Annotated in this window: 22 protein-coding genes, 2 tRNA genes and 1 rRNA gene; 17 read left to right on the top strand and 8 right to left on the bottom strand. The window is 38.9% G+C overall.

What is annotated here, in order from left to right; genetic code table 11:
* Positions 1 to 90 precede the first annotated feature (90 nt).
* Complete coding sequence (locus BN35_RS07505) at positions 91 to 579, bottom strand: GNAT family N-acetyltransferase (RefSeq protein ID WP_234396634.1); 489 nt, start codon at positions 577 to 579, stop codon at positions 91 to 93.
* Between the two features lie 202 nt (positions 580 to 781).
* On the opposite strand from BN35_RS07505, the gene BN35_RS07510 reads away from it, so the two are divergent.
* Positions 782 to 2293, top strand: coding sequence for a glycoside hydrolase family 10 protein (locus tag BN35_RS07510; protein ID WP_028900827.1), 1512 nt, complete (start codon positions 782 to 784; stop codon positions 2291 to 2293).
* 42 nt (positions 2294 to 2335) lie between these two features.
* Here the strand turns inward: BN35_RS07510 and BN35_RS07515 are convergent, their stop codons facing one another.
* On the bottom strand, positions 2336 to 2785 hold the full coding sequence (locus tag BN35_RS07515) for a hypothetical protein (RefSeq protein ID WP_025071585.1): 450 nt from the start codon (positions 2783 to 2785) through the stop codon (positions 2336 to 2338).
* A 202-nt stretch (positions 2786 to 2987) separates the two neighbouring features.
* On the opposite strand from BN35_RS07515, the gene BN35_RS07520 reads away from it, so the two are divergent.
* The 15 genes from BN35_RS07520 to BN35_RS07580 all read left to right on the top strand — a co-directional run bounded on the left by BN35_RS07520 (position 2988) and on the right by BN35_RS07580 (position 16279).
* Entirely contained in the window at positions 2988 to 3491 is a 504-nt protein-coding gene (locus tag BN35_RS07520) for a DMP19 family protein (RefSeq protein ID WP_025071586.1), read from the top strand.
* A 2-nt stretch (positions 3492 to 3493) separates the two neighbouring features.
* Positions 3494 to 3973, top strand: a complete 480-nt coding sequence (smpB, locus tag BN35_RS07525; RefSeq protein ID WP_025071587.1) for an SsrA-binding protein SmpB — start codon at positions 3494 to 3496, stop codon at positions 3971 to 3973.
* 787 nt (positions 3974 to 4760) lie between these two features.
* On the top strand, positions 4761 to 5624 hold the full coding sequence (map, locus tag BN35_RS07530) for a type I methionyl aminopeptidase (RefSeq protein ID WP_025071588.1): 864 nt from the start codon (positions 4761 to 4763) through the stop codon (positions 5622 to 5624).
* A gap of 84 nt (positions 5625 to 5708) precedes the next feature.
* Positions 5709 to 6734, top strand: coding sequence for a tRNA (adenosine(37)-N6)-threonylcarbamoyltransferase complex transferase subunit TsaD (gene tsaD / locus BN35_RS07535; protein WP_025071589.1), 1026 nt, complete (start codon positions 5709 to 5711; stop codon positions 6732 to 6734).
* Positions 6735 to 6814: 80 nt separating this feature from the next.
* On the top strand, positions 6815 to 7333 hold the full coding sequence (locus BN35_RS07540; RefSeq protein ID WP_025071590.1) for a CinA family protein: 519 nt from the start codon (positions 6815 to 6817) through the stop codon (positions 7331 to 7333).
* Between the two features lie 171 nt (positions 7334 to 7504).
* Positions 7505 to 7768 carry a 50S ribosomal protein L28 gene (gene rpmB / locus BN35_RS07545; protein WP_008124060.1) on the top strand — a complete coding sequence of 88 codons (264 nt, stop codon included), beginning with the start codon at positions 7505 to 7507 and terminating at the stop codon, positions 7766 to 7768.
* A gap of 5 nt (positions 7769 to 7773) precedes the next feature.
* Entirely contained in the window at positions 7774 to 7962 is a 189-nt protein-coding gene (gene rpmG, locus BN35_RS07550; RefSeq protein ID WP_008124061.1) for a 50S ribosomal protein L33, read from the top strand.
* A 15-nt stretch (positions 7963 to 7977) separates the two neighbouring features.
* Positions 7978 to 8136 (top strand): DUF4295 domain-containing protein, encoded by a 159-nt coding sequence (locus BN35_RS13175; protein WP_004349773.1) that lies wholly within the window; start codon positions 7978 to 7980, stop codon positions 8134 to 8136.
* A 175-nt stretch (positions 8137 to 8311) separates the two neighbouring features.
* Positions 8312 to 9616 carry an MATE family efflux transporter gene (locus tag BN35_RS07555; protein ID WP_025071591.1) on the top strand — a complete coding sequence of 435 codons (1305 nt, stop codon included), beginning with the start codon at positions 8312 to 8314 and terminating at the stop codon, positions 9614 to 9616.
* A gap of 48 nt (positions 9617 to 9664) precedes the next feature.
* Positions 9665 to 11041, top strand: a complete 1377-nt coding sequence (locus BN35_RS07560) for a DNA recombination protein RmuC (RefSeq protein WP_025071592.1) — start codon at positions 9665 to 9667, stop codon at positions 11039 to 11041.
* Positions 11038 to 11520: a low molecular weight protein-tyrosine-phosphatase gene (locus BN35_RS07565; protein ID WP_025071593.1), complete on the top strand. Its 483-nt coding sequence runs from the start codon at positions 11038 to 11040 to the stop codon at positions 11518 to 11520. The genes BN35_RS07560 and BN35_RS07565 overlap by 4 nt, the downstream gene beginning before the upstream one ends.
* Positions 11521 to 11622: 102 nt before the next feature.
* Positions 11623 to 14343 carry a pyruvate, phosphate dikinase gene (gene ppdK, locus BN35_RS07570; protein WP_025071594.1) on the top strand — a complete coding sequence of 907 codons (2721 nt, stop codon included), beginning with the start codon at positions 11623 to 11625 and terminating at the stop codon, positions 14341 to 14343.
* Between the two features lie 82 nt (positions 14344 to 14425).
* Positions 14426 to 14899: a hypothetical protein gene (locus tag BN35_RS07575; protein WP_036893178.1), complete on the top strand. Its 474-nt coding sequence runs from the start codon at positions 14426 to 14428 to the stop codon at positions 14897 to 14899.
* Between the two features lie 299 nt (positions 14900 to 15198).
* Positions 15199 to 15333 carry a hypothetical protein gene (locus BN35_RS14135; protein ID WP_257009497.1) on the top strand — a complete coding sequence of 45 codons (135 nt, stop codon included), beginning with the start codon at positions 15199 to 15201 and terminating at the stop codon, positions 15331 to 15333.
* Positions 15334 to 15466: 133 nt separating this feature from the next.
* Positions 15467 to 16279, top strand: a complete 813-nt coding sequence (locus BN35_RS07580; RefSeq protein WP_025071596.1) for a carboxypeptidase-like regulatory domain-containing protein — start codon at positions 15467 to 15469, stop codon at positions 16277 to 16279.
* A gap of 200 nt (positions 16280 to 16479) precedes the next feature.
* Here BN35_RS07580 and BN35_RS07585 read toward each other — a convergent pair whose 3' ends face one another.
* The 6 genes from BN35_RS07585 to feoB all read right to left on the bottom strand — a co-directional run bounded on the left by BN35_RS07585 (position 16480) and on the right by feoB (position 23894).
* A complete protein-coding gene (locus BN35_RS07585; protein ID WP_025071597.1) occupies positions 16480 to 17274 on the bottom strand; it encodes an ADP-ribosylglycohydrolase family protein in 795 nt (264 codons plus the stop codon).
* Positions 17275 to 17384: 110 nt separating this feature from the next.
* Positions 17385 to 19961 (bottom strand): carboxypeptidase-like regulatory domain-containing protein, encoded by a 2577-nt coding sequence (locus BN35_RS07590; RefSeq protein ID WP_234396635.1) that lies wholly within the window; start codon positions 19959 to 19961, stop codon positions 17385 to 17387.
* A 13-nt stretch (positions 19962 to 19974) separates the two neighbouring features.
* Positions 19975 to 20805 carry a GLPGLI family protein gene (locus tag BN35_RS07595; RefSeq protein ID WP_025071599.1) on the bottom strand — a complete coding sequence of 277 codons (831 nt, stop codon included), beginning with the start codon at positions 20803 to 20805 and terminating at the stop codon, positions 19975 to 19977.
* A 396-nt stretch (positions 20806 to 21201) separates the two neighbouring features.
* Positions 21202 to 21274, bottom strand: a tRNA-Lys gene (locus BN35_RS07600).
* 12 nt (positions 21275 to 21286) lie between these two features.
* Positions 21287 to 21359 (bottom strand) — tRNA-Lys (locus BN35_RS07605).
* 108 nt (positions 21360 to 21467) lie between these two features.
* Positions 21468 to 23894: a ferrous iron transport protein B gene (gene feoB / locus BN35_RS07610; RefSeq protein ID WP_025071600.1), complete on the bottom strand. Its 2427-nt coding sequence runs from the start codon at positions 23892 to 23894 to the stop codon at positions 21468 to 21470.
* A gap of 1671 nt (positions 23895 to 25565) precedes the next feature.
* Here feoB and BN35_RS07615 point away from each other — a divergent pair.
* Positions 25566 to 25982: ribosomal RNA gene (locus BN35_RS07615) — 16S ribosomal RNA — on the top strand; the annotation flags it as partial.

Raw genomic sequence — 25982 nt, forward strand, 5'->3', positions numbered from 1 at the left:
ACTTGTCAGCAAACGAAGGTACTAATGCAAATAGATGATGAATCTTTTTTGCAACCATTGTTTGTCATATACAATGATGTTCTTCAATCGTTATTCTGATTCTTCTAAAGGTTCGATGATTTCCCAAAACTCATTATAGACGCGATTGTAATCCTCTAAAGTGACCGGTCCTCCACACGACATGATATTGTAAGTAATGCCAGGCCAAACCTTTCTGACCCCATAATCAATAAATCCCATACGTTTGTAAAATTCGTATCGCTTTTTTCGCTGCTCGGTATTAGATGCGGGTTGGTCGACATCCTCTATATCAATCATAAAACGTTCGTTCTTATATATTCTTAAAAGATGTTTGATAATCTTCGTGCCATACCCTTTTCCTCTTTCGTTAGGCATTACAGCAAAATAAAACAACCAACTCAAATTGTCATGATGATATGTATATGTGAGCCCTTTGAATTCGTTATTTTTATCATAAAAGCCTAAAAAACGGACATCTGCTTTTTGTTGCAATAGCAATAACGAGTCAAAAGACATGCGTTCAACTTTGGGAAATGCCTCTACATAGAGTCTTTTCACGAGCTCTATATCTTTTGAATCCTTTTTTATTTCTTTGATGTGTAGCATCGTATTCTTTTTTACAAAGATAGAAAATCTTTGTGAAACTGAACCAATTAAGTCGTTAAATATTCATTGCTAAACATGAAATAATATAACAACATGTAGGGATTTTTGGTTTTTCGCATTACATGTTTTATCTTTGCAGAAAAGAAATAGCAAGATGAACAAATATTTAATCTCAATAAGGTTATTATTCTTATTCTTATTTTGTGAACTCAGTGTTTTTGTTTTTGCACGAAATGCTCAAAAACATGAATTTAGGGGAGCATGGATTCAATGTGTCAATGGACAATTTGAAGGTATGGGTACCCAGCAAATGCAACAGACACTTCGTTATCAGTTAGATGAACTTCAGAAGGACGGCGTTAATGCCATTATCTTTCAAGTAAGAGCAGAATGTGATGCTCTTTATCCAAGTAGATATGAACCATGGAGCAGATACCTGACAGGTGTTCAGGGAAAAGCCCCTTATCCATTGTGGGATCCGTTGCAATGGATGATAGAACAGTGTCACGAAAGAGGCATGGAACTGCATGCATGGATTAACCCTTTTCGAGCAAAGACAAAAGGAACAACGGCTTTAGCCAGCAACCACATTGCAATAAAGCAACCAGGAAGCGTATTTACCTACGGAGGACAATTTATTCTTAACCCTGGTAATCCTGCCAATAGGGCTTATATCTACCAAGTAGTAGATGATATTGTGAGCCGATACGACATTGATGGTTTTCACATCGATGATTATTTTTATCCTTATCCTGCACCAGGCGAGATTATTCAAGACGGACGTGAGTATAGACAATATCACAATGGTATAAATAATATCGATGATTGGCGTCGTTATAATGTAAATGTTTTTATCAAAGAGTTAGGAGAGAAAATACATCAACGAAAGCCATGGGTCAAATTTGGTGTTTCGCCTTTTGGTATCTATCGTAATAAGAAGTCTGATCCGAACATAGGCAGCAATACACGTGGGTTGCAAAACTATGACGACCTTTATGCTGATGTACTGTTATGGGTAAATAATGGATGGGTAGATTATTGTGTGCCACAGCTCTATTGGCAAATAGGACATTCGGCTGCTGATTATGAGACATTGATAAAATGGTGGAACAAGTATGCAGGAAACCGACCTCTTTATATAGGTGAGGATGTTGAGAGAACTGTTAAATTTGCTGATCCTAAGAATCCTAACAGTCACCAAATGCCTGCTAAGTTCAAACTCCATGAGGAGATGAATCATGTAAAAGGCACTGTGCTGTGGTATGCAAAGGCGGTGGTTGACAATGTTGGTAACTACGGCACTACTTTGCGAAACTATTACTGGAAATATCCTGCCCTGCAACCCAAAATGCCTTTTATCGATGATAAGAGACCTAAAAAGCCACGAAAGGTAAAAGCTGTATGGACCAGTAGCGGTTACTTGTTGTTTTGGACACCACCTCGTGGAAAGAATTGGGATGATGTTGCCACGAAGTATGTGGTATATCGTTTTAATAAAGGGGAACGTGTCGACTTAGATGACCCGTCAAAGATTGTTACCATTACAAATAAAACAATGTATAAGTTGCCTTATGCAGATGGTAAGACAAAATATAGATATGTGGTAACAGCCGTAGATAGGATGAATAATGAGAGTAAAGGAAAAAAGAAAAATATAAAAATATAAAACTATAACATCAAAAGAGCTTCAAAAAAGCTCTTTTGACGTTTATGAAAGATTTTCATTTAATAGGTGATCTAAGAAAGAGTCTAAGTCCTCTTCCAAATTATTCATCAAATCTTTTCCAATAATCACAGTATCGTCGTCTGCCACATAGAGTTCTGCAAGATGTTCACCGTCTTCATCTTCAAGAATAAAGCTGAAGGGTTTAAGAATATTCATTTGGTCAACGAGGTGGCTATGTTTCTTAAGATTCGTTCTTAAGATATCTGTCACCACATCATAAAAATCGTCGTCTTTGTAATCAATCCATTCAGAAATAACACATCGTGTAATTTCTTGATCATCGTCATTATAAGCTCTTAGTTCACCACCGTCTTGACCTACTCTTAGATGTATGTCTGTGATGTTCACAGATTCTATCTCTTCGGAAAATTTCTGTGCAATTTTACGAATGGTACGTTCAATTTGATTGATTGTTTGTTCTGATGGTTGCATTTTATCTCTCTTTCTTTAACCGCTGCAAATATAATTCTTTTTTGAATACAACGAGCAAAGAAAACGAATAATTTATGTTTCATTGATTGTTGCTGCGTTTTTGTTTGAAATGTTTTGTCGGCACGGTCAGTAATTGAAATATCGCTAAGGAATGATAGAATATTAGTAAAAAATAAATATCTTTGCACGAAGAAACAAAGATATGTTAGAAGTTACAGTTAGAGATACCGCTTTGCAGAAAGCTGCTGAACAAGGGATGGATGCTTTTCTCCAAACCTTTATAGATGCTATTTATCAAGCCATTGGTGGAGAACTGACGGCTGATACGATGAGTCAGCTAAATGCCGATCAAATTACGTTATTGGCTTACGACATTCTTCATAAGGAGGTAATGGACGGCGGCTTCATCCAGTTAATCCATAATGGTTATGGTGCATTTATCTTTCATAATCCGTTTGATAAGGCTGTGAGAGCGTGGGGAATGATAGACTTATTTAGAATCATGAAAAAGTGTCATAACCTATACCGTAAATATGGTGAGGAAATTGAGCGCGATTGTTCGGAAGATGAATTTATGGCATTGTTTGAAAAGTATCCAGAATTTGACGATTATGATGATACGTTTGTAGAAAACGAAGAACGTTGGACAAGCGAGATTGCAAACTATGTAGATCAGCATATTGATAAGTTTGCTAAAATTATTTGATGATGAATAAAGATGAACAAGCACTTCGGAAGAAAAGCCCCATCCAAATTAAGAACAAAAGGGCTTCTTTTGAATATTTTTTTATAGACACCTATACCGCAGGAATTGTTCTCACGGGTACGGAGATAAAATCCATCCGCTTAGGCAAAGCGTCGTTGGTGGATGCCTTTTGCTATATCAATAATGGTGAGATTTGGGTTAAAGGCATGAATATAAGTCCTTATTTTTATGGCTCGTTTTCCAATCATGAAGCTCGGAGAGATCGCAAACTGTTATTGACAAAACGAGAAATACGACGTTTGGAGATTGATGCCAAAAATCCCGGAAACACCATTCTTCCTGTGTTGCTCTTTATCGACCAAAAAGGTAGAGCAAAAGTGGATATTGTCTTGGCAAAAGGCAAGAAAGAGTATGACAAACGCCAAACCTTGAAAGAAAAAGAAGACCAGCGAGAGATGGACCGTGCATTGAAGCATTATTAGTGGGTGCTCAAAGAGATGACACAGGTAGTGTGATGGCTTACCCAATAAAACATCGTTGATATACGCCACGGCTCTTTGACTTAAGAATGATATTTTTACACCGAACAGCACCAACCAAGCAGCGTATGTAAACTGACGAATACGCTATGTTGTAAGATTATAAATGCTGAATTTTCTTTACAAAATGCCTCTCATAACTCTCGTGTAAATCACCAACAGCAAAGTGGGTCGCAAATACGCGAGTTATGAGCGAGGTTTATAAAATACTAATAATTACGATGTTATATAAAAATCTTCTCGTTTCTTTCTTATTTTTACCCTTTCTTGGCTGCTAAAGCATTACTCTAAGCCTTCTATTTGCATGCTTTAAGGCTGCTGAAGCATGTGAATAACATCTCTAAAGAGTGTTTCCAAGCGCATTAAGTCAATGTTCTAACTTGAAAAGGCACTCAATTTGTTAAAATCAGCGCATTTTTGTTGGTCGTTAGCCTATTCATTTTTTCTATTTTGAAGATTTTCAATGGTCGTTTTTTGGTAAATTTACAGTACAAAAACAACGGATATCTTTATCAAGAATAATAAAAAAATATAGCATTTTCATTGAGGGGTAATTGTTGTGAAACGAAAAGAAAAAAGATGGCGGTTTTACAACCCATCACCTTTCTTCAATGAAAAAGCCGAAGATATACACTACTTTTTTGTGCACCTTTCCAAAAAGATAGAATAATGTTTTGTATTATCTATAAATTGATGTACTTTTGTAGACTACTCAAATTGATCAGTAGATATGAATTTTAAGAGAAAAAAAAGATGGCATAGCTTACCAGGTGTTCCTTTGACAGAACTCGATAAGCAAGTGATGTATTGGGAGAACAAAGGTAAGATAGTTCCTACTCGCGAATTGATAAAAACCCCAGAACAGATAGAAGGTATCCGCAAAAGTGGGGTGGTGAACACAGGGGTATTAGATGAAGTGGCTTGCCATATCCATGCAGGTATGAATACTCAGGAAATAGACGATATCTGCATGAATTATTGTAAAGAGCATAATGCCATTCCAGCCTGTTTGAATTATGAAGGATTTCCTAAAAGTGTTTGTACAAGCATCAATGAAGTGGTGTGCCATGGCATTCCTAAAACGTCTGATGTGCTAAAAGAAGGTGATATTATCAATGTTGATATGACGACCATCGTTGATGGCTATTATGCTGATGCCTCCCGAATGTTTATTATTGGAAAAACCACTCCAGAGAAAGAGCAGTTGGTACGAGTAACCAAAGAATGTTTGGAAATTGGTGCCGAGGCTGCTAAACCTTATTCTTTTGTGGGGGATATAGGGCATGCTATTCAGAAGCACGCAGAAAAATATCATTACGGTGTAGTTAGAGATTTGTGTGGACACGGCGTTGGTTTGAAGTTTCATGAAGAACCCAATGTGAACCATTACGGTCATAAGGGAACAGGTATGTTATTGGTTCCGGGAATGGTGTTTACCATAGAACCGATGATTAACATGGGAACGTGGAAAGTATATATTGATGCAGACGACCCATTTGGATGGGAAGTGATAACAGGAGACGAACTCCCCAGTGCACAATGGGAGCATACGTTTGTTATGACCGAACATGGAGTTGAAATCTTGACACATTAAAGTCTTAAAACCGATTGCGTTTTAAGAGTCGCACGCCCCGAGAGTGTTATAACATAGGAAAGGTAAATAGATAATTGATAAAGGATGAGAGATATTTATATATTAGGTATAGAAAGTAGTTGTGACGATACTTCTGCAGCTGTACTTCGTAACGACATATTATTAAGTAATGTCACTGCATCACAGGCGATTCATGAAGCCTATGGAGGTGTTGTGCCAGAATTAGCTTCTCGCGCTCATCAACAAAATGTGGTTCCAGTAGTAGACCAAGCCTTAAAGAAAGCTGGCATCTCAAAGAACCAGTTAGATGCTGTTGCTTTTACGCGAGGTCCGGGATTGATGGGGTCCTTATTGGTAGGTGTTAGTTTTGCGAAGGGGTTTGCCCGTTCGTTGGGAATTCCAATGATTGATGTCAATCATCTTCAAGGGCATGTCATGGCACATTTCATCAAAGAAAATGAGGAGGACTTCCATCAGCCTCCATTCCCATTCCTCTGTTTACTCGTCTCTGGTGGTAACTCTCAAATAGTGAAGGTGAATGCCTATAATGACATGCAGGTGTTGGGACAAACCATTGATGATGCGGCAGGCGAGGCGATAGATAAATGTTCAAAGGTGATGGGACTTGGTTATCCAGGTGGACCTATCATTGACAAATTGGCACGACAGGGAAATCCTCATGCTTATCAATTTTCAGAACCACATATCGAAGGTATGGATTACAGCTTTTCAGGCTTAAAAACCTCATTCTTATACAGTTTGCGAAAATGGATGGCTGATGATCCTGATTTCATAGAGAAGCATAAAACAGATATTGCAGCGAGTCTTGAATTTACGATTGTAGATATTCTCATGAAGAAATTAAGAATGGCAGTCAAGCAGACAGGTATTAAGCATGTTGCAGTGGCAGGTGGTGTTTCTGCCAACAATGGTTTGCGGAATGCTTTCCATGAACATGCAGATAAATATGGTTGGACTATTTATATTCCTAAATTCAGTTATACCACAGATAATGCTGCGATGATAGGAATTACTGGCTATTATAAATATTTAGATCATGATTATTGCAGTATCAATCAACCAGCATTTAGTAAAGTAACTTTTAAGTAGACCGTATTTTCAGTAGTGATTAAGCTGAATAGTAAGAGATTGAAACAGATATAGCTGCATAAAAATAATACATCATCATCATGAATTTTGAAAATAAAGTAATCAGTAGAGAAATACAACAATTTCTATATGATTCAAATAAAACATTAGGAACCGCAGAAAGTTGTACAGGAGGAAGAATCGCAGAAGTGATAGCTGCTGTACCCGGAGCTTCCAATTATTTCAAAGGCGGTATTATCGCATATAGCAATGAATTGAAGATTCGCTTGCTTGGAGTGAATGCGCAAGTTATCGAAGAACAGTCTGCTGTTTGTGAAGAAGTAGCTATGCAAATGGCTGTGGGATTATGTCAAACGATAAACTGTGATTATGCCATTGCCATAACAGGGATTGCAGGTCCTGGAGTAGGTACACCTACCATTCCTGTTGGGACTATTTGGATTGCGTATGGCTCAAAAGATGATATGCGAACCTTTAAGCTCACAGAGGATAATGGACGAGATGTGAATTTAACCAACGCAACAAACCAAGCTTTGAACTTATTTCTTGACTTTCTTAAAGAATCTCTGTCTCATCAAGAGCTTGATTCTAAGGAATAATCTACCTCGATAGGAGAGGGCTTCCTCGTGGATTGAAAAGAAAATACCAATAAAAAAACTTAATTTAGACATTTCTTTTAAATATTCTTTTGGAATTACGATAAATATTTGTAATTTTGCATCCTGTTTGGAATAAGTATCAAAAGTCGAAAACAAAAATTTAAGATAGCAATGTCTAAGATTTGTCAAATCACAGGAAAGAAGGCACAAATAGGTAACAATGTGTCTCACTCAAAGCATCGTACAAAGCGCAGCTTTGATGTCAACCTCTTCAGCAAGAAATTCTACTATGTAGAAGAAGGCTGCTGGATTAGCCTTAAGATCAGTGCAGCTGGTCTTCGTCTCATTAATAAAGTAGGTCTTGATGCCGCATTGAAGCAAGCTGTTTCAAAAGGTTATTGCGATTGGAAAGATATTAAAGTAATAGGAGAATAATAGTCATGGCAAAGAAAGCTAAAGGAAACAGAGTTCAAGTTATCTTGGAATGTACCGAGATGAAAGATAGTGGACTGCCAGGAACGAGTCGTTATGTAACGACAAAGAATCGTAAGAATTCTCCTGAGCGTTTAGAGTTAAAAAAATATAATCCTATTTTGAAGAAGATGACTCTTCATAAGGAGATTAAGTAATAAGGAGATTATCAAATGGCAAAAAAAGCGGTCGCTACCCTCCATGAAGGTAAGATGGATGGTCGAGCATATACGAAAGTAATCAAAATGGTGAAGAGCCCAAAGACGGGTGCTTATGTTTTTGATGAACAAATGGTTCCAAACGAAGCTGTTAAAGATTTCTTTAAGAACTAATCAAATAGAACACTCAATGAAGAGAAAATGTTGTGATTATCAATGCTCTTCATACAGGTAACTATATTTCAACTCTACAGATTTGGTCTGTAGAGTTTTTGTTTTGTTGTGCATATTGTAGCTGTCCGTTGAAAGTTCTTCATGGATGCCATACTCACTATTCTTTTGATAAGTTATGAAGCAAGTTTTTAGATTAGCATTACCTTCTATCATTTCTAACATTACCATACCTCTCTTAGGACTGATAGATTTGACAATTGTAGGTCACATGGGTGATGTTGTCTATATTGGCGCCATTGCCATTGGTTCCATGATATTTAATGTGATGTATTGGCTTTTCGGATTCTTACGAATGGGAACGAGTGGCTTAACATCGCAGGCTTTAGGGAAGAGAGATTTCACAGAAATAATGCGTCATCTCTTTTGTTCGCTGTTGATAGGATTTATCATTGCTTTTTCCTTTATCATTTTTCAAACACCCATACGTTGGCTTGCATTAGAGCTGATGCAGCCATCGCCACAGATTGCAGAACAAGCAACAATTTATTTTTCTATTTGTATTTGGGGTGCACCAGCTATGTTAGGGCTGTATAGTATGACAGGTTGGTTCATTGGCATGCAGAACACGCGTGTTCCAATGGTTGTGTCCATCTTTCAAAACATTATCAATATCATAGCAAGCCTCTTCTTTGTTTATGGGTTTGGAATGAAAGTTGATGGGGTGGCTTTCGGCACTCTTATTGCCCAATGGTCAGGATTTGTGGCCGCCATATGCTGTTGGTATAGATATTATAGGCGTTTGAATCGCTACCCTTGGACACACAAGTTATTAAAGAAAATTGATTTGAAGCGTTTCTTCAAGGTCAATACAGATATCTTTATAAGGACCTTATTTTTAGTTGGAGTTAATTTCTTCTTCATTTCTGCGGGTGCTCGCCAAGGCGACATCATTCTGTCAGTGAATACTTTACTGATGACCTTATTTACTTTGTTCTCGTACGTCATGGACGGATTTGCCTATGCTGGTGAAGCATTAACAGGTAAATATTTTGGTGCTAATAACAAGATAGGATTTGCCAAGGTTTACAGAAGTTTGTTTGCTTGGGGAGCAATTATGGCACTGACTTTTACTTTAGTGTACGCTTTGGGTGGTCATCGCTTTCTGTTATTACTCACAAATGAGCGTGATGTTGTGGCGGCTGCACATGACTATTTTTGGTGGGCTGTGTTTATTCCTATAGTAGGTGTTTCCGCTTTTATTTATGATGGTATATTTATCGGACTGACAGAAACAAAAGGCATGTTGGTGTCTTCTGTCATTTCTGCGATTGCCTTCTTTGTCTTGTTTATCTCATTGAAGCAATTATGGGGTAATCATGCTTTATGGCTGGCATTTCTGGTGTATTTAGCCCTTCGTGGTTTTATTCAGTGGATATTATATAGAAATATGATTCAGTGGTCAAGAATCTCATCTAAATAATTAAACATAATGTTTTTATAAACTGCCAAAATATTATATCTTTGCATTATGGAGTTTTTATTTTTATCAGTTGGACTTATTTTTGGTGGAGTTTTTATCTTTTTGTTGATAAACGGTAAGAAAAAAGCTATCGAAACACAATTGTTTTTGGTCAAACAGCAAATGGAGCAGGAACAGTTGGGTAAGCAAGAATTGGAGAAACATATAGAACTTTTACAGGAAGAGAAGGACTCGCTGCAAAACAAAATGATTCAAGGGCAGATTGATTTTCAGCGTGTATCTTCAGAACTTGAATCGCAAAAAATATTCCATTCCAAAGAATCGGAAATGCGTCGTGAACAGTTTGAGCAACAACTTAAAACGGTTCAGGCTCAATTTTCTAATTTGGCAACGCAAATATTAGAACAGACATCTGAGCGTTTGAAATTGACAAACTCAGAGTCATTGGAGCACATTACGAAACCACTGAAAGTTAATTTGGAGCAATTGCAGCAAGCTATTCAACAAACAAATCATGAATCTATCAAAAATACAGCATCCCTTACACAGCAACTCAAAGAAATGAGTTTGCAAACAGAAAAAATAGAAAATTCGGCACATCAATTAACAAATGTCATACGAGGTGGTAATCAGGTTCAAGGGTCGTGGGGAGAGCGCATTCTGACAGACATCTTAGAAACACAGGGATATATTGAAGGAGTTGATTATGATATACAATATACCCTTACCAACGAGAAAGGAGACGCCGTTAGAAATGACGATACAGGAAAACGAATGCGCCCTGATGTGATTTTGCATTATCCTAATAATGAGGATGTTATTATAGATGCCAAAATGTCAATAGATGCGTATTACAAATATGTGCAGACAACAGAAGAAGGACTAAAAAGAAAATATGCTACAGATTTGGTCAACAGCATTCGAACTCAAGCTAAAAATCTATCAAAAAAAGACTATAGCAGTTATGTTCAAGTACCTCGGAAAGCCATAGATTTCGTAATTATGTTTGTTCCCAATGAGGGCGCATTACAATTAGCATTGGCTACCGAACCTCGCTTGTGGGGAGAGGCCTTTGAGAAGCAAGTATTTATTACAAGTCAGCAAAACCTCATGGCGATTCTAAAGATGATTCAAATAGCTTGGCGACAATATACACAAACAGAAAATCAGAAGCGGGTTTTTTCTTTAGCAGAGGAGTTGTTGAAAAGAGTAGGGGAGTTTATCAAACGTTTTGATAAGATTGATACGGATATTATCAACCTTCGTAAACATTATGACGAAGCATATAATAAAGCATACACAGGAAGACAAAGCATTGTGCAGAAAGCCAACGAACTAAAAGAGTTGGGTGTGAAAGAGAGTGCCAACCAAGCCATACCTGCAACTAAGCCCGATTTACAAACTATCACAAATAATGAAGAATGAAAATAAATAAGAAAAAGCTCCTGTTTGTCTGTCTTGGTAATATTTGTCGTAGTCCAGCCGCAGAAGGTGTGATGAAGTCAATTATCAATGCAAACAAAGCCAATGCGAATTATGAAGTTGATTCAGCAGGAATTGGCAATTGGCACGTGGGACAGCTTCCTGACTCAAGGATGAGAGCTTGTGGATTGAAAAGAGGATACGTGTTTAACAGTCATGCAAGACAGTTCACAAAATCAGATTTTCAGTATTTCGACTACATCTTCGTCATGGATCAAGAAAATTATCGACAAATTACTTCGCAGACTCAAAATGAAGACGAACGCAAAAAAGTAGTGATGCTGGCTGACTACATAACGCAACATGCAAATGTAAAAATAATTGCTGATCCATATTACGGTAATGAAAAAGATTTCAACAATACGCTTGATTTAATAGAAGATGCTTGCCAACAATTATTTGTGGCATTAGAGACTTCATAATAAGTACACAAATGCAATCTGAAGATAGCATTTATGAACCAATTGTTTTGTAGATATTTAAAATATTGTTATTTTTGCAAATAGTTTAATTAATTATTGAATATGAGTGTAAAAAGAGTTTATACCTTCGGTAATGGAAAAGCAGAAGGTAAGGCAGATATGAGAAATCTGCTGGGTGGCAAAGGCGCAAATCTTGCCGAGATGAACCTAATTGGCGTACCTGTTCCTCCAGGATTTACGATTACGACAGATGTTTGTAATGAATACTTTGAAAAAGGTAAAGAAGAAGTTGTGCAACTCCTGCAAGAGGATGTCATCAAGGCTGTGAAGCATATTGAGACATTGATGAGCTCAAAATTTGGTGATGTTGCCAATCCGTTATTACTTTCGGTTCGTTCTGGTGCTCGTGCATCTATGCCAGGTATGATGGATACTATCTTGAATCTTGGATTGAATGATCAAGTAGTAAAGGGACTGATTCAGAAGACAGGCAATGAACGTTTTGCATACGACAGCTATCGCCGTTTTGTACAAATGTATGGCGATGTGGTTTTAGGTATGAAGCCCGTTAACAAAGAGGACATCGACCCCTTTGAAGCAATCATCATGGATGTAAAAGAAAAGCGAGGTATTCTTCTTGATAATGAACTGACTGTTGACGACCTGAAACAGTTGGTAGTTCGCTTTAAGGAGGCAATTAAGAAACAAACGGGTAAAGCTTTCCCCGATGACCCAATGGAGCAGCTGTGGGGAGCTATTTGTTCTGTCTTTGACAGTTGGATGAACGAGCGCGCTATCCTCTATCGCAAGATGGAAGGCATTCCTGCAGAGTGGGGTACCGCCGTCTCTGTAATGGCAATGGTCTTTGGTAATATGGGTAACACTTCTGCAACAGGAGTTTGTTTCTCACGTGATGCAGCAACTGGCGAAAATCGTTTCAATGGCGAGTATCTTGTAAATGCACAAGGCGAAGATGTCGTTGCTGGTATTCGAACTCCACAACAGATTACAAAAGAAGGCAGTTTACGATGGGCTAAGCAACAGAATATAGAAGAAGCTGTGCGTGCCAAAAAGTATCCTTCAATGGAAGAGGCGATGCCTGAGATTTATGAACAACTGAACAGTATTCAAGACAAACTTGAAAAGCATTATCATGATATGCAAGATATGGAGTTTACTGTTCAAGAAGGAAAGCTCTGGTTCTTGCAAACTCGCAATGGTAAACGTACAGGAACAGCCATGGTTAAGATTGCTATGGATTTGCTTCACGAAGGAGAGATTGATGAAAAAACTGCTTTGTTACGCTGTGAGCCAAATAAACTCGACGAGTTATTGCACCCTGTATTTGATAAGGTGGCTCAGAGTACAGCCAAGGTATTGACAAGAGGACTGCCAGCTTCTCCTGGAGCCGCATGCGGTCAAATTGTATTCTTCGCTGACGATGCGGTCAAATGGCACGAAGATGGCAGACAAGTGGTTATGGTACGTATGGAGACCTCGCCAGAGGATTTAGCAGGAATGAGTGCAGCTGAAGGTATTCTCACGGCTCGTGGCGGTATGACTTCACACGCTGCCGTTGTAGCACGTGGTATGGGTAAGTGTTGTGTCTCTGGAGCTGGTGCCATTAGTGTGAATTACAAAGAACGCTTGGTAGAAATCGATGGTGTTATCTTACGTGAAGGTGATTACATCTCTATCAATGGTTCAACGGGTGAGGTTTATCAAGGTCAAGTAGAGACAAGAGCCGCTGAGGTAACAGGAGATTTTGCAGAACTAATGAAGCTTTGCAATAAATATACAAAACTGGTGGTTCGTACCAATGCTGATACACCTCATGATGCAGAAGTGGCTCACAACTTTGGTGCAGTAGGAATTGGACTCTGCCGTACAGAACACATGTTCTTTGAAAATGAGAAGATTAAGGCCATGCGTGAGATGATTTTGGCAGATTCACAAGAAGGACGAGAAAAAGCGTTAGAGAAGCTATTACCTTATCAAAAGCAAGATTTCTATGGTATTCTCAAGGCGATGGACGGACATCCAGTGAACATTCGTTTGTTAGATCCACCGTTGCACGAATTTGTGCCTCATGACTTAGCAGGTCAAGAAGTAATGGCTAAGGATATGGGTGTAAGTGTACAATACATTCAAAACCGTGTCAATAGTTTGAGTGAGCTTAACCCAATGTTAGGACATCGTGGATGTCGTTTGGGAAACACCTACCCAGAGATTACTGCCATGCAGACAAGAGCAATCCTCGGTGCTGCCATACAGCTAAAGAAAGAAGGATTCGATCCTCGCCCAGAGATTATGGTGCCACTCATCGGTATGGTCAAAGAGTTTGACGTTCAAGAGGATGTAATTCGTTCAACAGCCAAAGAACTCTTCGAAGAAGAAGGTGTTGAGATTCCATTCCACATTGGAACGATGATTGAGATACCACGTGCAGCCTTGACAGCAGATCTCATTGCCAAACGTGCGGAGTACTTTAGCTTTGGTACGAATGACTTAACTCAGATGACGTTTGGTTATAGCCGAGATGATATTGCCAGCTTCTTACCTGTATATTTGGAAAAGAAGATTTTGAAAGTAGATCCTTTCCAAGTACTTGATCAACGTGGCGTTGGACAGTTAATTAAAATGGCTGTAGAGAAAGGACGTTCCACACGTAAAAATTTGATGTGTGGTATCTGTGGTGAACATGGTGGTGAACCATCGTCTGTTAAATTCTGCCATCGTGTAGGACTTGATTACGTGAGTTGCTCACCATTCCGCGTACCTATTGCCAGATTGGCAGCCGCGCAAGCAGCAGTCGAGGAATAGGGAGAAGAAACTTTTGTAAATATGTTTAGGTAGTCTTGCATTCGCAAGGCTACCTCAAACGTAAATATGAGGACAATAAAATATGTTATCGAGATTTATAGTGATTATTTTTAGTCTTGTTTTGGCTACAAATACTTATGCCGAAAGAGGTGCTAAGGTTGGAAATGTCACGATGGGAATGGATTACGAGCAAGCACTTGATTCTATACGGACAGAATTTGGAAAGCCTAACATGGTGAACCAGGATACGGTATTGTTCAGAAATTTATCTTATAAAGGATTTGTTTTTGATAAAGTCTTGTTTAAATTCAAAGCCGCCAAGTTCAATGAAGCCCGTTTTTTTATCTATGCAAAAAATAAAGCTGCAGCTGTCAAAGATTTAAGTAGGTTGTCAGAAGCTTTCAAGAAAAACTACTCTCTTGCAGAAGATTATGAAGATGGTTTGTACTTTTACAAGGGTGGGATATCTCCTAAGGGAATAGGGCATTTGTTCACCATTTCAGTTGCAAAGAGACAAGGCAACTGGAATACGGAATTAACCTTTGGTCCTTTTTAAAAGATTTCCAAGCTTAATCACGTTTTTCTATGCATGCAAATGAAGCTTAACTGGAATATTGAAAGATTTAATTTATGTTAGAAAACATAATATATCCACAGAAAACTTGTAGGTAACAATAATATTTGTACCTTTGCATTGTGTTTTTCATGGTATTAGATTATTAAGGTTAATGAAGATTGATTGTCGTGAGACAATCAATTTTTTTTGATATGACGGGCATGTCATACATCTGTGGTGAAAGTCCACTCGGGGCGTAGTTGCCAACGAACCGCATAGCGACTTGCAAGTTTCAAGTGGTGACCCTTGGGAGAGAAGAAGCAATAGCGAACTCGTGGCTTGACGAACAGAAACCTAATACTAAGGCGTATCAAGCGGACAAGCTGGTCAAAGGCAGTGAAGTTCCCAAAGGCAACCGTAACCTTGATGCCTAAATTAGGCAGGTAAACGATGAAAAATGTATGTCTTATACCGTGAGACCTGACTATTTCTCTTACGCTCGTTGAGATTTAGAAAAGAATTCATGGTAAACCCATATCCTGTTTGTAAATAATAACAAAATCCAAAATGAATAAAATAATCTGTTTGTATTTATTTGTCGTTGTTAGTATTTGTGGCGCTAATGGCCAGACAAAGATTAAAGGTGTTGTAAAAGACCAAAATAACATAGGTGTAGAATATGTAACAGTATGCGTGGATAGTATCTTTACTTTAACAGATAGAAATGGACAATTTTCTCTCGAACTTCCAATCGGTATCAAGGGTGATATGACTTGTACACATATTGGTTATAAAAAGAAAGTAACACCGTATTCTTTATATAAAGGTGGAATCGTTGAGATATCATTGGAAGACGAAGTCTATAAACTTGGAGAGGCTTTGGTAGTAGCACGAAAGACTAAGCCTACGGTGATTCTTAGGAAAGGAATGAAACTACCTGGAGATGTTGCTTTCGGCAATGCTCCATCAGGCAAATATGAAATAGGACCCAAATTTACTGTGCATGATAATTTTATTATTGATAGTTTTAACTTGAAGATAGAGAAATGCACCTATGAGCATTGCACGCTTCGACTTGTTATCTATGAATTTTCAAAAAGACAATTTTCTCCTATCATTTCCAAACCTATTTATTTCAACCTATCTCCTTTGAATAAGAATTCTGAAATTAATATTGAAACAACCTCATCAATAGTATTACATAAAGGAAAAGACTACTATATTGGCCTAACTATAGTCTCTGGTTCAAAGGGAACAATCCACTTCCCCGCCTATCTTCGCAGCGGATTTGTAAGAAATCTTATTGACGGAACCATGAAAAAGCTACCAGTAACAGTGGGTATTGGTGTAATTGGACGAAGGCAAACCATTGCAGATTAATTTTTGGCGTATAGGTCAAAATGGTGGGTGAAATGGGACATGTATTGAGAAGTTGCCCCGCACCTTCATTTTCACCCAGTGATAATTTGTCTTAAGTTCCTAAATGCAATCGTAACCTTGATGCGTAAATTTGGCGAATAATGATGAAAGATATATGTCTTATCTCGTGAAGGCTGGGCAGTCCTTAAGGATAGTAACCGCTATCTGCTCACAAACTCGTCAAATTGTTTGTTCACTTGAAGCATCCATTCAGGAAGTTTCGCGATTGCGTTATCAATCAATTCTTTTGGCATGGTTTTGTAAAAAGCGTATGCCATGGGACCAGAAATGGCAGCCAAAGTGTCTGCATCACCGCCTAAGGCAATTGCCAATTTCAAACAGTCCGCATAATCAGCGCTTTCTAAAAAGCAAATAAGGGCAGCAGGGACAGTCTGTTGGCAGGTCTCATCAAAGTCATAGTTGGGTTTTATACCTTGATAGGTCAAGTCCGACCAATTTGGGTAGTATTTTTCAAGCACATGCTCTCGAATAAAATCTTTGTTTTGCCCTTGCATACCGTAGAAAATAGTCAAAGCAGTTGCTACTGCTCCTTTAATTCCCTCGGGATGATTATGGGTAGGCATCGCTGTTTGTGTAGCCAGTTCTATACATTCTTTGACATCCTTAGCCATAAATCCAGCCGATGAAACCCTCATGGCACTACCATTGCCAAAGGAATTATACGGAGGTTGAATATCTTTTGCAATCAGCCATCTTGCAAATCGTCCGCCAAATCCACGATAAAAGTCTGCACGGCATCTCTTCCAGAGGTTTTTTGCCATATTCAGATTCTTTATAAATGCTTCTGCGCATGCAAACGTGCAGACGGTATCATCAGTATAAGTATTCGATGAAAGTAGTAAATCGACCGCATTATAATTTTTTGTTCGATTTTCAAATTCGTACGGCATTCCTGCGATGTCGCCAATTGCGGCGCTTAATAGTAGATTCTTCATAGTCAATATTTTTTTGTTTAACATTCAAAATCCTTGCTGTCAATGGCTGAATTTCTCTTCAGAATCGAGAAATAATAAAACTCACTTTTGCAACACTTGTCATGTAAGACTCACATGGTTAATTTCACGGAGCAAACACACTCTCTTCCTCTCAATTGATAGTTATAGGTAAATGTATTGACAGAGTTGTAGATGGTATATCCATATTGTTGTTGGTTCAGAATGTTTCTGATATCAAGGGAGACCTTGACAGCTTTCTTTCGATAAGATAATCCCATATCCAATAGACTCATTGTCTTCGTCAAATCTTTCGTCAATTCATTCTTGACAATATCAGCAGAGGTGTCAAACGTGAAGCCATCGAATGGCATGATTTTCAAAGACACCTTGTGCTGCTGGCTCAGATAGCTGTTGCTCTGATACTCTGTAGAAAGATAAGTCTTGGCAAACATTCCATGATAATCTAACTCCACATACTTAAATGGTTGTGAAGTGAGTTTTGGAGCAATAATCCAACTTTTCCAGGTGTATTTCTGCTGAACATTATTCTGCAAAGTCGTTTGTCGTTTCCATTGGTAAACACCATTTACTGAAATTTTGGTCTTGATAGGCTCTATAAATTTGGTGATACCGATTTGCTCCATCAAACTTCTTCCTGTATTTGGGGCGTATATTTTCGACATGGTGACGAGCGTTGAGTTTGCGTCTTGGTTCAAAAGCAAATTGTTCTTTTCCTGATTATAAAGAAAATCTACATTGAGGAACCACATTTTCAGTGGTATCTTATAGTCGTAATGAAGCGTGGCATTCAAACTTTTGTTGTCTGCCAATATACCAGAACCAATTTTCAGCGAGGTGTCATTGATTCTGACAGGTGCTTTCAAGAAGTCCAGAATGTCGCCAAAGTTACGGGCATAGAATAGGTTGGTACGCAGCACAGAAAGGGAGCTTACCTTATAGTTGCCATACACGCTTGGGCAAATGGAATAATACCAAGAGCCAGACGATGATGCCGCCATGTGGTCTCTATGAGCTATATAGTCTATGCGCATCGGTATTCCCAATCGAAAGACATATCTGTATTGCGGATGCGAATACTCATATTGTGGCGCCAATGTCATTCTGAGGTTCTGCATACTCACGTCGTTGCCTTCATCTGTCGGCTGCAAGTTCGTCTTCACCTTATCTATATAGTAGTTCAACAACAATGGCAAATAGATGCGAGAGTTGAGATGTTTCTTCGATACAGAGATGGTATTCTCCGTTTGGAACTTTTGTCCATTGGCATTTTGCACCATGCCATCGGCAGTTTCCTTGTCAAGCGTTATCTTTCCCATAGGCGAACCTTGATATGACATGATAGATGTAACCGACCAACGCAAATCCCTGTGATTCCACAAGGTGGAGAACTTGTTGTTCACATGAAACTCTCGCATGGTTTGCTTTTGGTTAAAGAGTAACCCGTTTTCCCTTGTTGGCAATTCTGATGTTAGAAAAGAACCTGTGCCAGACAAAGTGTTTCTGAGATAAGTCTTATCCGAATTGTCTTTATATTCCAACAGAATGCTCGGACGATGTACGGTTAATAGAGGTGAATACGCTTGGGCAATCATGATATGATGATCGGCATCCGCATAATTTCTCGTCAAACTATAGTCATACTTGCTTTTGGCATAACTATACCCAATATTCCCTTTTAAGGTAACATCCTTATGAATCTTTTTCAATAGGTTGAACGACACCAACCTGTCTGTTGGCGAGGCATATCTGTCAACATCAATAGGAGGTGTGGAAGCCGAAATATTCCCCAATAAATTAGACACTGTAGATGATGTCTCTCTATTGGCAAAGTGATTGGTTCCGTCTGTCAAAGCAAACTGATAAATGTTGCCAGCTTTTAGTGAAGCCAACATTTGGAAGTTTGACATGAAGAGCATTCCTGCACCATTCACTTCATACAAAGTATGCTTACCTACACCAAGCGACGCACCATAAGAGCCAACTGGTTTGAACTTTGCCTTGTTGCTCATTTTTACATTAATCGCCACGTTGTCGGAAAAGACATCCTTTTTAGCTTTTACCGCTTGATGGTTGCTCAACACTTCCACGGTGCTTACTAACGAAGCAGGAATGTTTGTGGTTGCTATGTTATATCGTCCACCCAACAAATCCATGTTATCAATGTAAAAATTAGAAATCTCCTTGCCCAGATATTTGATGGAACCTTTGTCCTCAACTTCAATGCCTGGGAGCTTCTTCAAGGCATCTTTCAAAGTGTAGTCATTCTTTCCTATATACGAGGCTAAGTTGTAAGTCAGGGTGTCACCTCGTTGGTAGATGGCGGGAGCTTTTATCACAACTTCTTTCAATGCAGTTGTTTTCTCTTTCAGGATGAAGTCGCACTTCTGAGAGATATTCTTGATTTCTCTCTTGGCTTTCTCATATCCAATGGTTTCGGCTGTGATGATGAGCTGTTTGGCATCTGTCGTCAGCGTTAACTGATAAGTCCCCTTTTCTGATGTTCGTGCAAAAGCTAAAGTTGCTTTGTCAGCAGTGGCCTTTACGATGACTCCTTCCAAAGCCAAACCAGTGGTATCACGCACTATTCCTGTAATTACACTTTGGGAAAAAGAGGAGTTACAGAGGCATGTCAACAGCATCAAAATCGAGAATATTCTCCTATTCATCAATGTGCAATGTTTACTTCAATTCCAGTGGAACATATCCATTTGGGCGAACTCTCAGCACCACACCATTGACCAAGGTTTTATATTCACCGTTATCAAATTTCTGAACGCTCATCTCGCTGATGGCTTCCCCGGGGATGTTGCCCATCGGATCTATCTCAAACTTGTTCTTCGCTTTAATGAATTGCTCTCTTGAAATATTGATGGGATTGGCGTATGGCTTCAAGTTCATCGGAGTGTTGGATTTACGGAACGTGATTGCCTTGAACTGATGTATGTTTTCTGCATCGTTAGCCGCCAATACTAATCCTGGCAAACCGCAAAGTTTCCAAGGTCCAAAGGACACAGGTATCTCAGAAGAATACCAAACCGTCCACGTTCTGCCACCATATTCTCCCACTGCCTTTTGACAAGTGTATCCACAGATCGTGTCAGTTTCTTCTGAAAGGTTCCAATTGATGGGTGTGGCGCTCTCGGTATAACTGTAGTAATTCGGTGTGATGACACTATAAACAGTCAACTTACCTTTAGGTTCATTTTGGGAAACAGACTGGTCGAAGAGCATATCGTTTCTCGTTTCTTGTGCCTTGAACTTCTGGATGTCAGCTTTGGGAGCTTTGCAAGCTATGGCTGAGTCTACTTGAAAGGTGGTATAATCAGAAAACTTTGCTGTGTTTCTGCCGATTTGAAGTATGGTAGAGGTCATATCAATAGAACCTTTGGTGTTTTTTACTTGATACTCGTAGATGCACTCGTATTCATCTATGAGAGAAGAACTTGCATTCTGCCCGAATGCTACAGATGTTAAACAGACAGCAGCTGTCAATAAAACAAATTTTTTCATATTCTATGTTTTTATAGTTGTTACTCATGTGATTTTTCTTAGCTTATAGGACAATTTATCAACGTGGAAGAGTCAACTTTTGAATTAGAATGATACCTCGCGTATAAAATTGATTCGCAGTTTTCAAATGCCATATATCCAATTTATGATAGCAAATTTACAAAAAAATTGCGATATATAAGCCCATATGAATAAAAAAATGCTTTTTCGTTAGAAGAAAAATACAGAAAAATGGATGTCCTTGAGCATGCAACGGATAAAGGAAAAGTAGGAAATCTCTCTCAAACTATACGGGAATACCATAGGCTCCAAGTTCTTGCTACCGAGAACGCTCTCATGAGTGATTTCAAATAGAGGGTGTACCATAAAGCAGAATTATGATACACCCTCTTGTTGTACACCCTTAGGGATTCGAACCCTAGACCCACTGATTAAGAGTCAGTTGCTCTACCAACTGAGCTAAGGGTGCAATCGAAAGAAGTACACCCTTAGGGATTCGAACCCTAGACCCACTGATTAAGAGTCAGTTGCTCTACCAACTGAGCTAAGGGTGCATATTTCTTTTTTGCGAGTGCAAAGGTACATTGTTTTTCTTGAACATCCAAACAATTCAAGATTTTTTTATAAAAATTCTGTACCCTACTATTTTCACATTCCGCACATCAATAAAACAATAACCCCACTTGATAGAATGCTGCAGAGACAATCCAAGCTAATAGAGTGGTGTAGAAGGCAGAAAACAAAGCCCACTTCCAGCTACCTGTCTCTGATTTAATAGCCGCGATTACTGCTACACAGGGGAAATAGAGTAACACAAAGAGTAAAAAAGCGTAGGCGCTTAAAGGAGTGATGCCATCGGCTGCCATTTGGTGTCTCAGTTGCGTGTATTTGCCAGTATCCGTTGAATATGAGTCATCATCGCCATAGTTTTCATCTGATGAATAGAGTACTCCAATAGTCGAAGCAACAATCTCCTTTGCACCAACTCCTGCAATGATACCAACGTCCAGTTTCCAGTTAAATCCCTGTGGTCTAAATATGGGTTCAAGCGTTTTACCTATACGCCCGATATAGCTCATCTCTTGTTGTTTACTCTTGCTAAGATGTTCATTTTTGGGAAAGTATCCTAATGCCCAAACTAAAATGCTTGCTACAAGGATGATACCTCCCATTTTCTTCAAATATTGCTTTCCCTTTTCCCAAGTGTGTCGTAGGATAGCTTTCCCTGTAGGAAAACGATAGGGGGGCAGCTCCATGACAAAGGGTGTGTCTTCTCCTTTAATGACAAATTGACTAAATAGTCTTCCTAAAATAACAGCCATCAATATTCCGATGATATAGATGGATATCATGATAGACGACCGATATTGAGCGGCAAAGAAGGTTCCAATAATCATGATATAAACGGGTAATCTGGCAGAACAGCTTATCATAGGAAGAATAAGCATGGTGACAAGCCTTGATTTCCGGCTCTCAATCGTACGGGTTGCCATCACTGCTGGCACATTACAACCAAACCCCATGATTAAAGGGATGAAAGACTTTCCATGTAGCCCCATCTTGTGCATGAGTTTGTCCATAATAAATGCCGCTCTTGCCATATAACCACTATCCTCCATAAAGGAAATGAAGCAATATAGAATCAATATTTGAGGTAAGAATACGATGACAGCGCCCACGCCACCTATAACGCCATCAACCAGCATATCTTTAATGGGACCTTGTGGGAAGTGTTGTGAAATGATGTCACCCAACCAGCCTACACCATCTTCTATCCAGTCCATGGGGTACTGTCCTAAGGAGAAGGTAACTTCAAACATAAGCCATGTTAAAGCGATAAAAATAGGAAAACCAAAATATTTATGGGTAATGATACGATCTATCCAATGTGTCAGTTGGTAGGTATCTTTCACATGACCGGTTTCATATTGTGCTTCTTGTAAAGCTCCATGTATGAACCCATATTTTGCATCCATAATAGCTGTCTCACTATCCGTATTTGTTTCTTCCTTTACACGTTGTGCAGCCTTGTCCCTTGCTTTGAAAATGTTTTCAGCCTGTGGCAGTTGACTCACAACTTGTTCTGCCTTTTTATCAAACTCCAAAAGTTTAATACTTAAATATCTGGTAGAATATTTTAGGCGCAAGCTATCATTTTGCTTCAGATAATTCTGAATATTGGTAATCCCTTGTTCTATTTCGTGGCCATAATTAATATGAATATGCCTATATTGCAAGCTCACATCTTCTTTGCCTTCGTATAGCTCAATCACTTGGTGAAAAAGCTCTTGTACACCTCTTCCTGTTTTGAAAACAGTGGGTACCATCGGTATGCCCAAGAGTTCACCCAGTTGATTGAAATCAATATGGTCACCACGCTCTTCTGATTCATCAAACATATTTAACGCACATACAATACGTAGATGCATATCAATAAGTTGCGTTGTTAAGTACAAGTTTCGCTCTAAGTTAGAACTGTCAATCACATTGATGATTACATCTGGTGTGTTTTCAACAATTTGCTTTCGAACATATAACTCTTCTGGCGAATAAGCAGATAGGGAATAGGTCCCAGGAAGGTCAATAATGTTAAATCGATAGCCTTCAAAACTGGCGTAACCTTCCTTGGCGTCTACTGTAACACCCGAATAATTACCCACACGTTCATGAGCGCCAGAAGCATAATTGAAAAGAGATGTCTTACCACAATTGGGATTTCCCACCAAAGCCACATTGATAACTTTACTTTTTTTCATCGCTATGGCATGCAGTTGCTCGTCTGTTACAGATTGGGAGTCGTTTTTGCATTCACAGGGCACACCTGCTTGGTACGAAGAGGGTTGCGAAGTCAAAGTCTCTGACTCGTCAATACCAACCACTTCTATCATTTCTGCTTCAGAGTGTCTAAGAGAAACTTCATATCCCATTATTCTATATTTAACGGGATCTTTTAGAGGTGCATTGATCAAGACTTCAACTTTTTGACCACTGATAAAGCCCATTTCAACGATGCGTTTCCTGAAACCGCCATGGCCTGTGACTTTGACAATGACTCCTGATTCTCCTTCTTTTAATTCTGATAATTTCATTGCGGATGCTAATTTTGTTGCAAAGTTACAAAAACAATACGTGTAATGAAAAACTAAACCAAGACTATACTCATAAATACCTAAATATGATGATGCCAACAATGGTTCGAACTGGTACGTATAACTGTATTGTATCTTAACTTGGGTAGCTTTGAACAAAAATAAGAAGAATAATGAATGTGACCACCCCCTGTTTATTCATCGTGTATTGCGTATTTGAGAACTGATGCAATAGATTTCAATCCTTAGGTTTAGTCATGAGTTTCCTTTTACTGAAACTGTAGATCATTTGGGCATTCCATACCCAGTTGTTGGTATTCATTTCATGCTGCTGATTGCCACAGTGAGGAAACATCGTAAGGTCGTTGATAATCTGTAACTTCCAAGAAGTGAAATCTGAGCATTCATGCCTATATTATCATCTTTTGCGTGGATATTAGCTTTTGTTTCAACAACGGAATTGAAAGAACGAAACAAGTTTAACAAAAGCGCATAACCTTATTATAATAGGTATAAGCATGCTTGTGAAAGAGGCACACCATTTTCTCTTCGTTCATTGAGATGTTTTTTCGTAACATATTTCATGATGTTTGTCCTCTTTTTTTACCATAAAAAAGGGGTCGTCATGGGGTTGTTTTTTCGTTGGAAATGAATCGTTCGTTGAACAACCGTGAGAGAACCGTTGAAGAACCGTTCAATTTTACCCCTCTTAACTCATTGATAATCAGACCCCGTCCCTTATATATCAATAATATCAATAATATCAATAATATTAATAATCCGACGACGAAGCGCGCGTGAGATCGCCGACGTCGACGTTTTGTAAAGTTTTTTCAGAAGGGAAATAAATTGTCTACTCAAATCTCGAGTCGGTAGGTGACGTTACACAAGTCGACAGTTGACGTTACACAAGTCGGCAAGTGAGGTTGAACGATTCGGCAGGTTATGTTAGAAGAGACGGCAGGTGACGTTGAACGATTCGGCAGCTGGCGTTGTTGGAGCATGGAGATAAAGGCGCTAAAGTAATGTAATAGTCGGTCTATTGTATGTAGATAGCGGCATTGTTCACATGCTTTAGAAAAATCCTGAACTTGTCAACTTGTCAACTCGTCAACTCGTCAACTAAAAAACTTGTGAACTTGAGAACTTATGAACTTGTAAACTTGTAAACTCGTCAACTCGTCAACTAATAAACTTATACACTCGTCAACTTGTGAACTTGTCAACTCGTGAACTAAAAAACTCATTTCTCCCTTGACCTAAATCAATTTCTGCAAATTTCTAAAACTTTTCTTGAAAAATATTTGGAAGTTAGTCGTAAAGTTTGTACTTTTGCATCCGCTTTCGAGAATGAAACGAAAATGAAACATTCTTCGGGGCGATAAAAGAAGCGTTCTTTGAAAAAGATTTACATAAGACAGAAGTAGTACAAGAAGCATGTATGGCTTTTTAGGAAAGGCGTTGATGAGGCGACGAGTTGACGAGTTTTCTTGAAGCGTAAATACATAGGTAACAAGTTTTACGAACCGTTCAATTCATTAGAAAAGAACTAAGGTGAGAATACTTTTAAATTCTGGAGTTTCGTTCTGAACAGAGACAACGAAGTTGGTTGAGATAGGGTATATGACGTAAGCTTCATATGTTTTATCTTTTCCATTTCAATTATATTTTACAATGTAGAGTTTGATCCTGGCTCAGGATGAACGCTAGCTACAGGCTTAACACATGCAAGTCGCAGGGTAACATGAGGAAAGCTTGCTTTCCTTGATGACGACTGGCGCACGGGTGAGTAACGCGTATCCAACCTTCCCATAACTACGGGATAACCCGTTGAAAGACGGCCTAATACCGTATGATATCGTTTGCTGACATCAAATAACGATTAAAGGTTTAGCGGTTATGGATGGGGATGCGTCTGATTAGCTTGTTGGCGGGGTAACGGCCCACCAAGGCGACGATCAGTAGGGGTTCTGAGAGGAAGGTCCCCCACATTGGAACTGAGACACGGTCCAAACTCCTACGGGAGGCAGCAGTGAGGAATATTGGTCAATGGGCGAGAGCCTGAACCAGCCAAGTAGCGTGCAGGAA

It is taken from the genome of Hoylesella timonensis 4401737 = DSM 22865 = JCM 15640, from assembly GCF_000455445.1.
Taxonomy (GTDB): domain Bacteria; phylum Bacteroidota; class Bacteroidia; order Bacteroidales; family Bacteroidaceae; genus Prevotella; species Prevotella timonensis.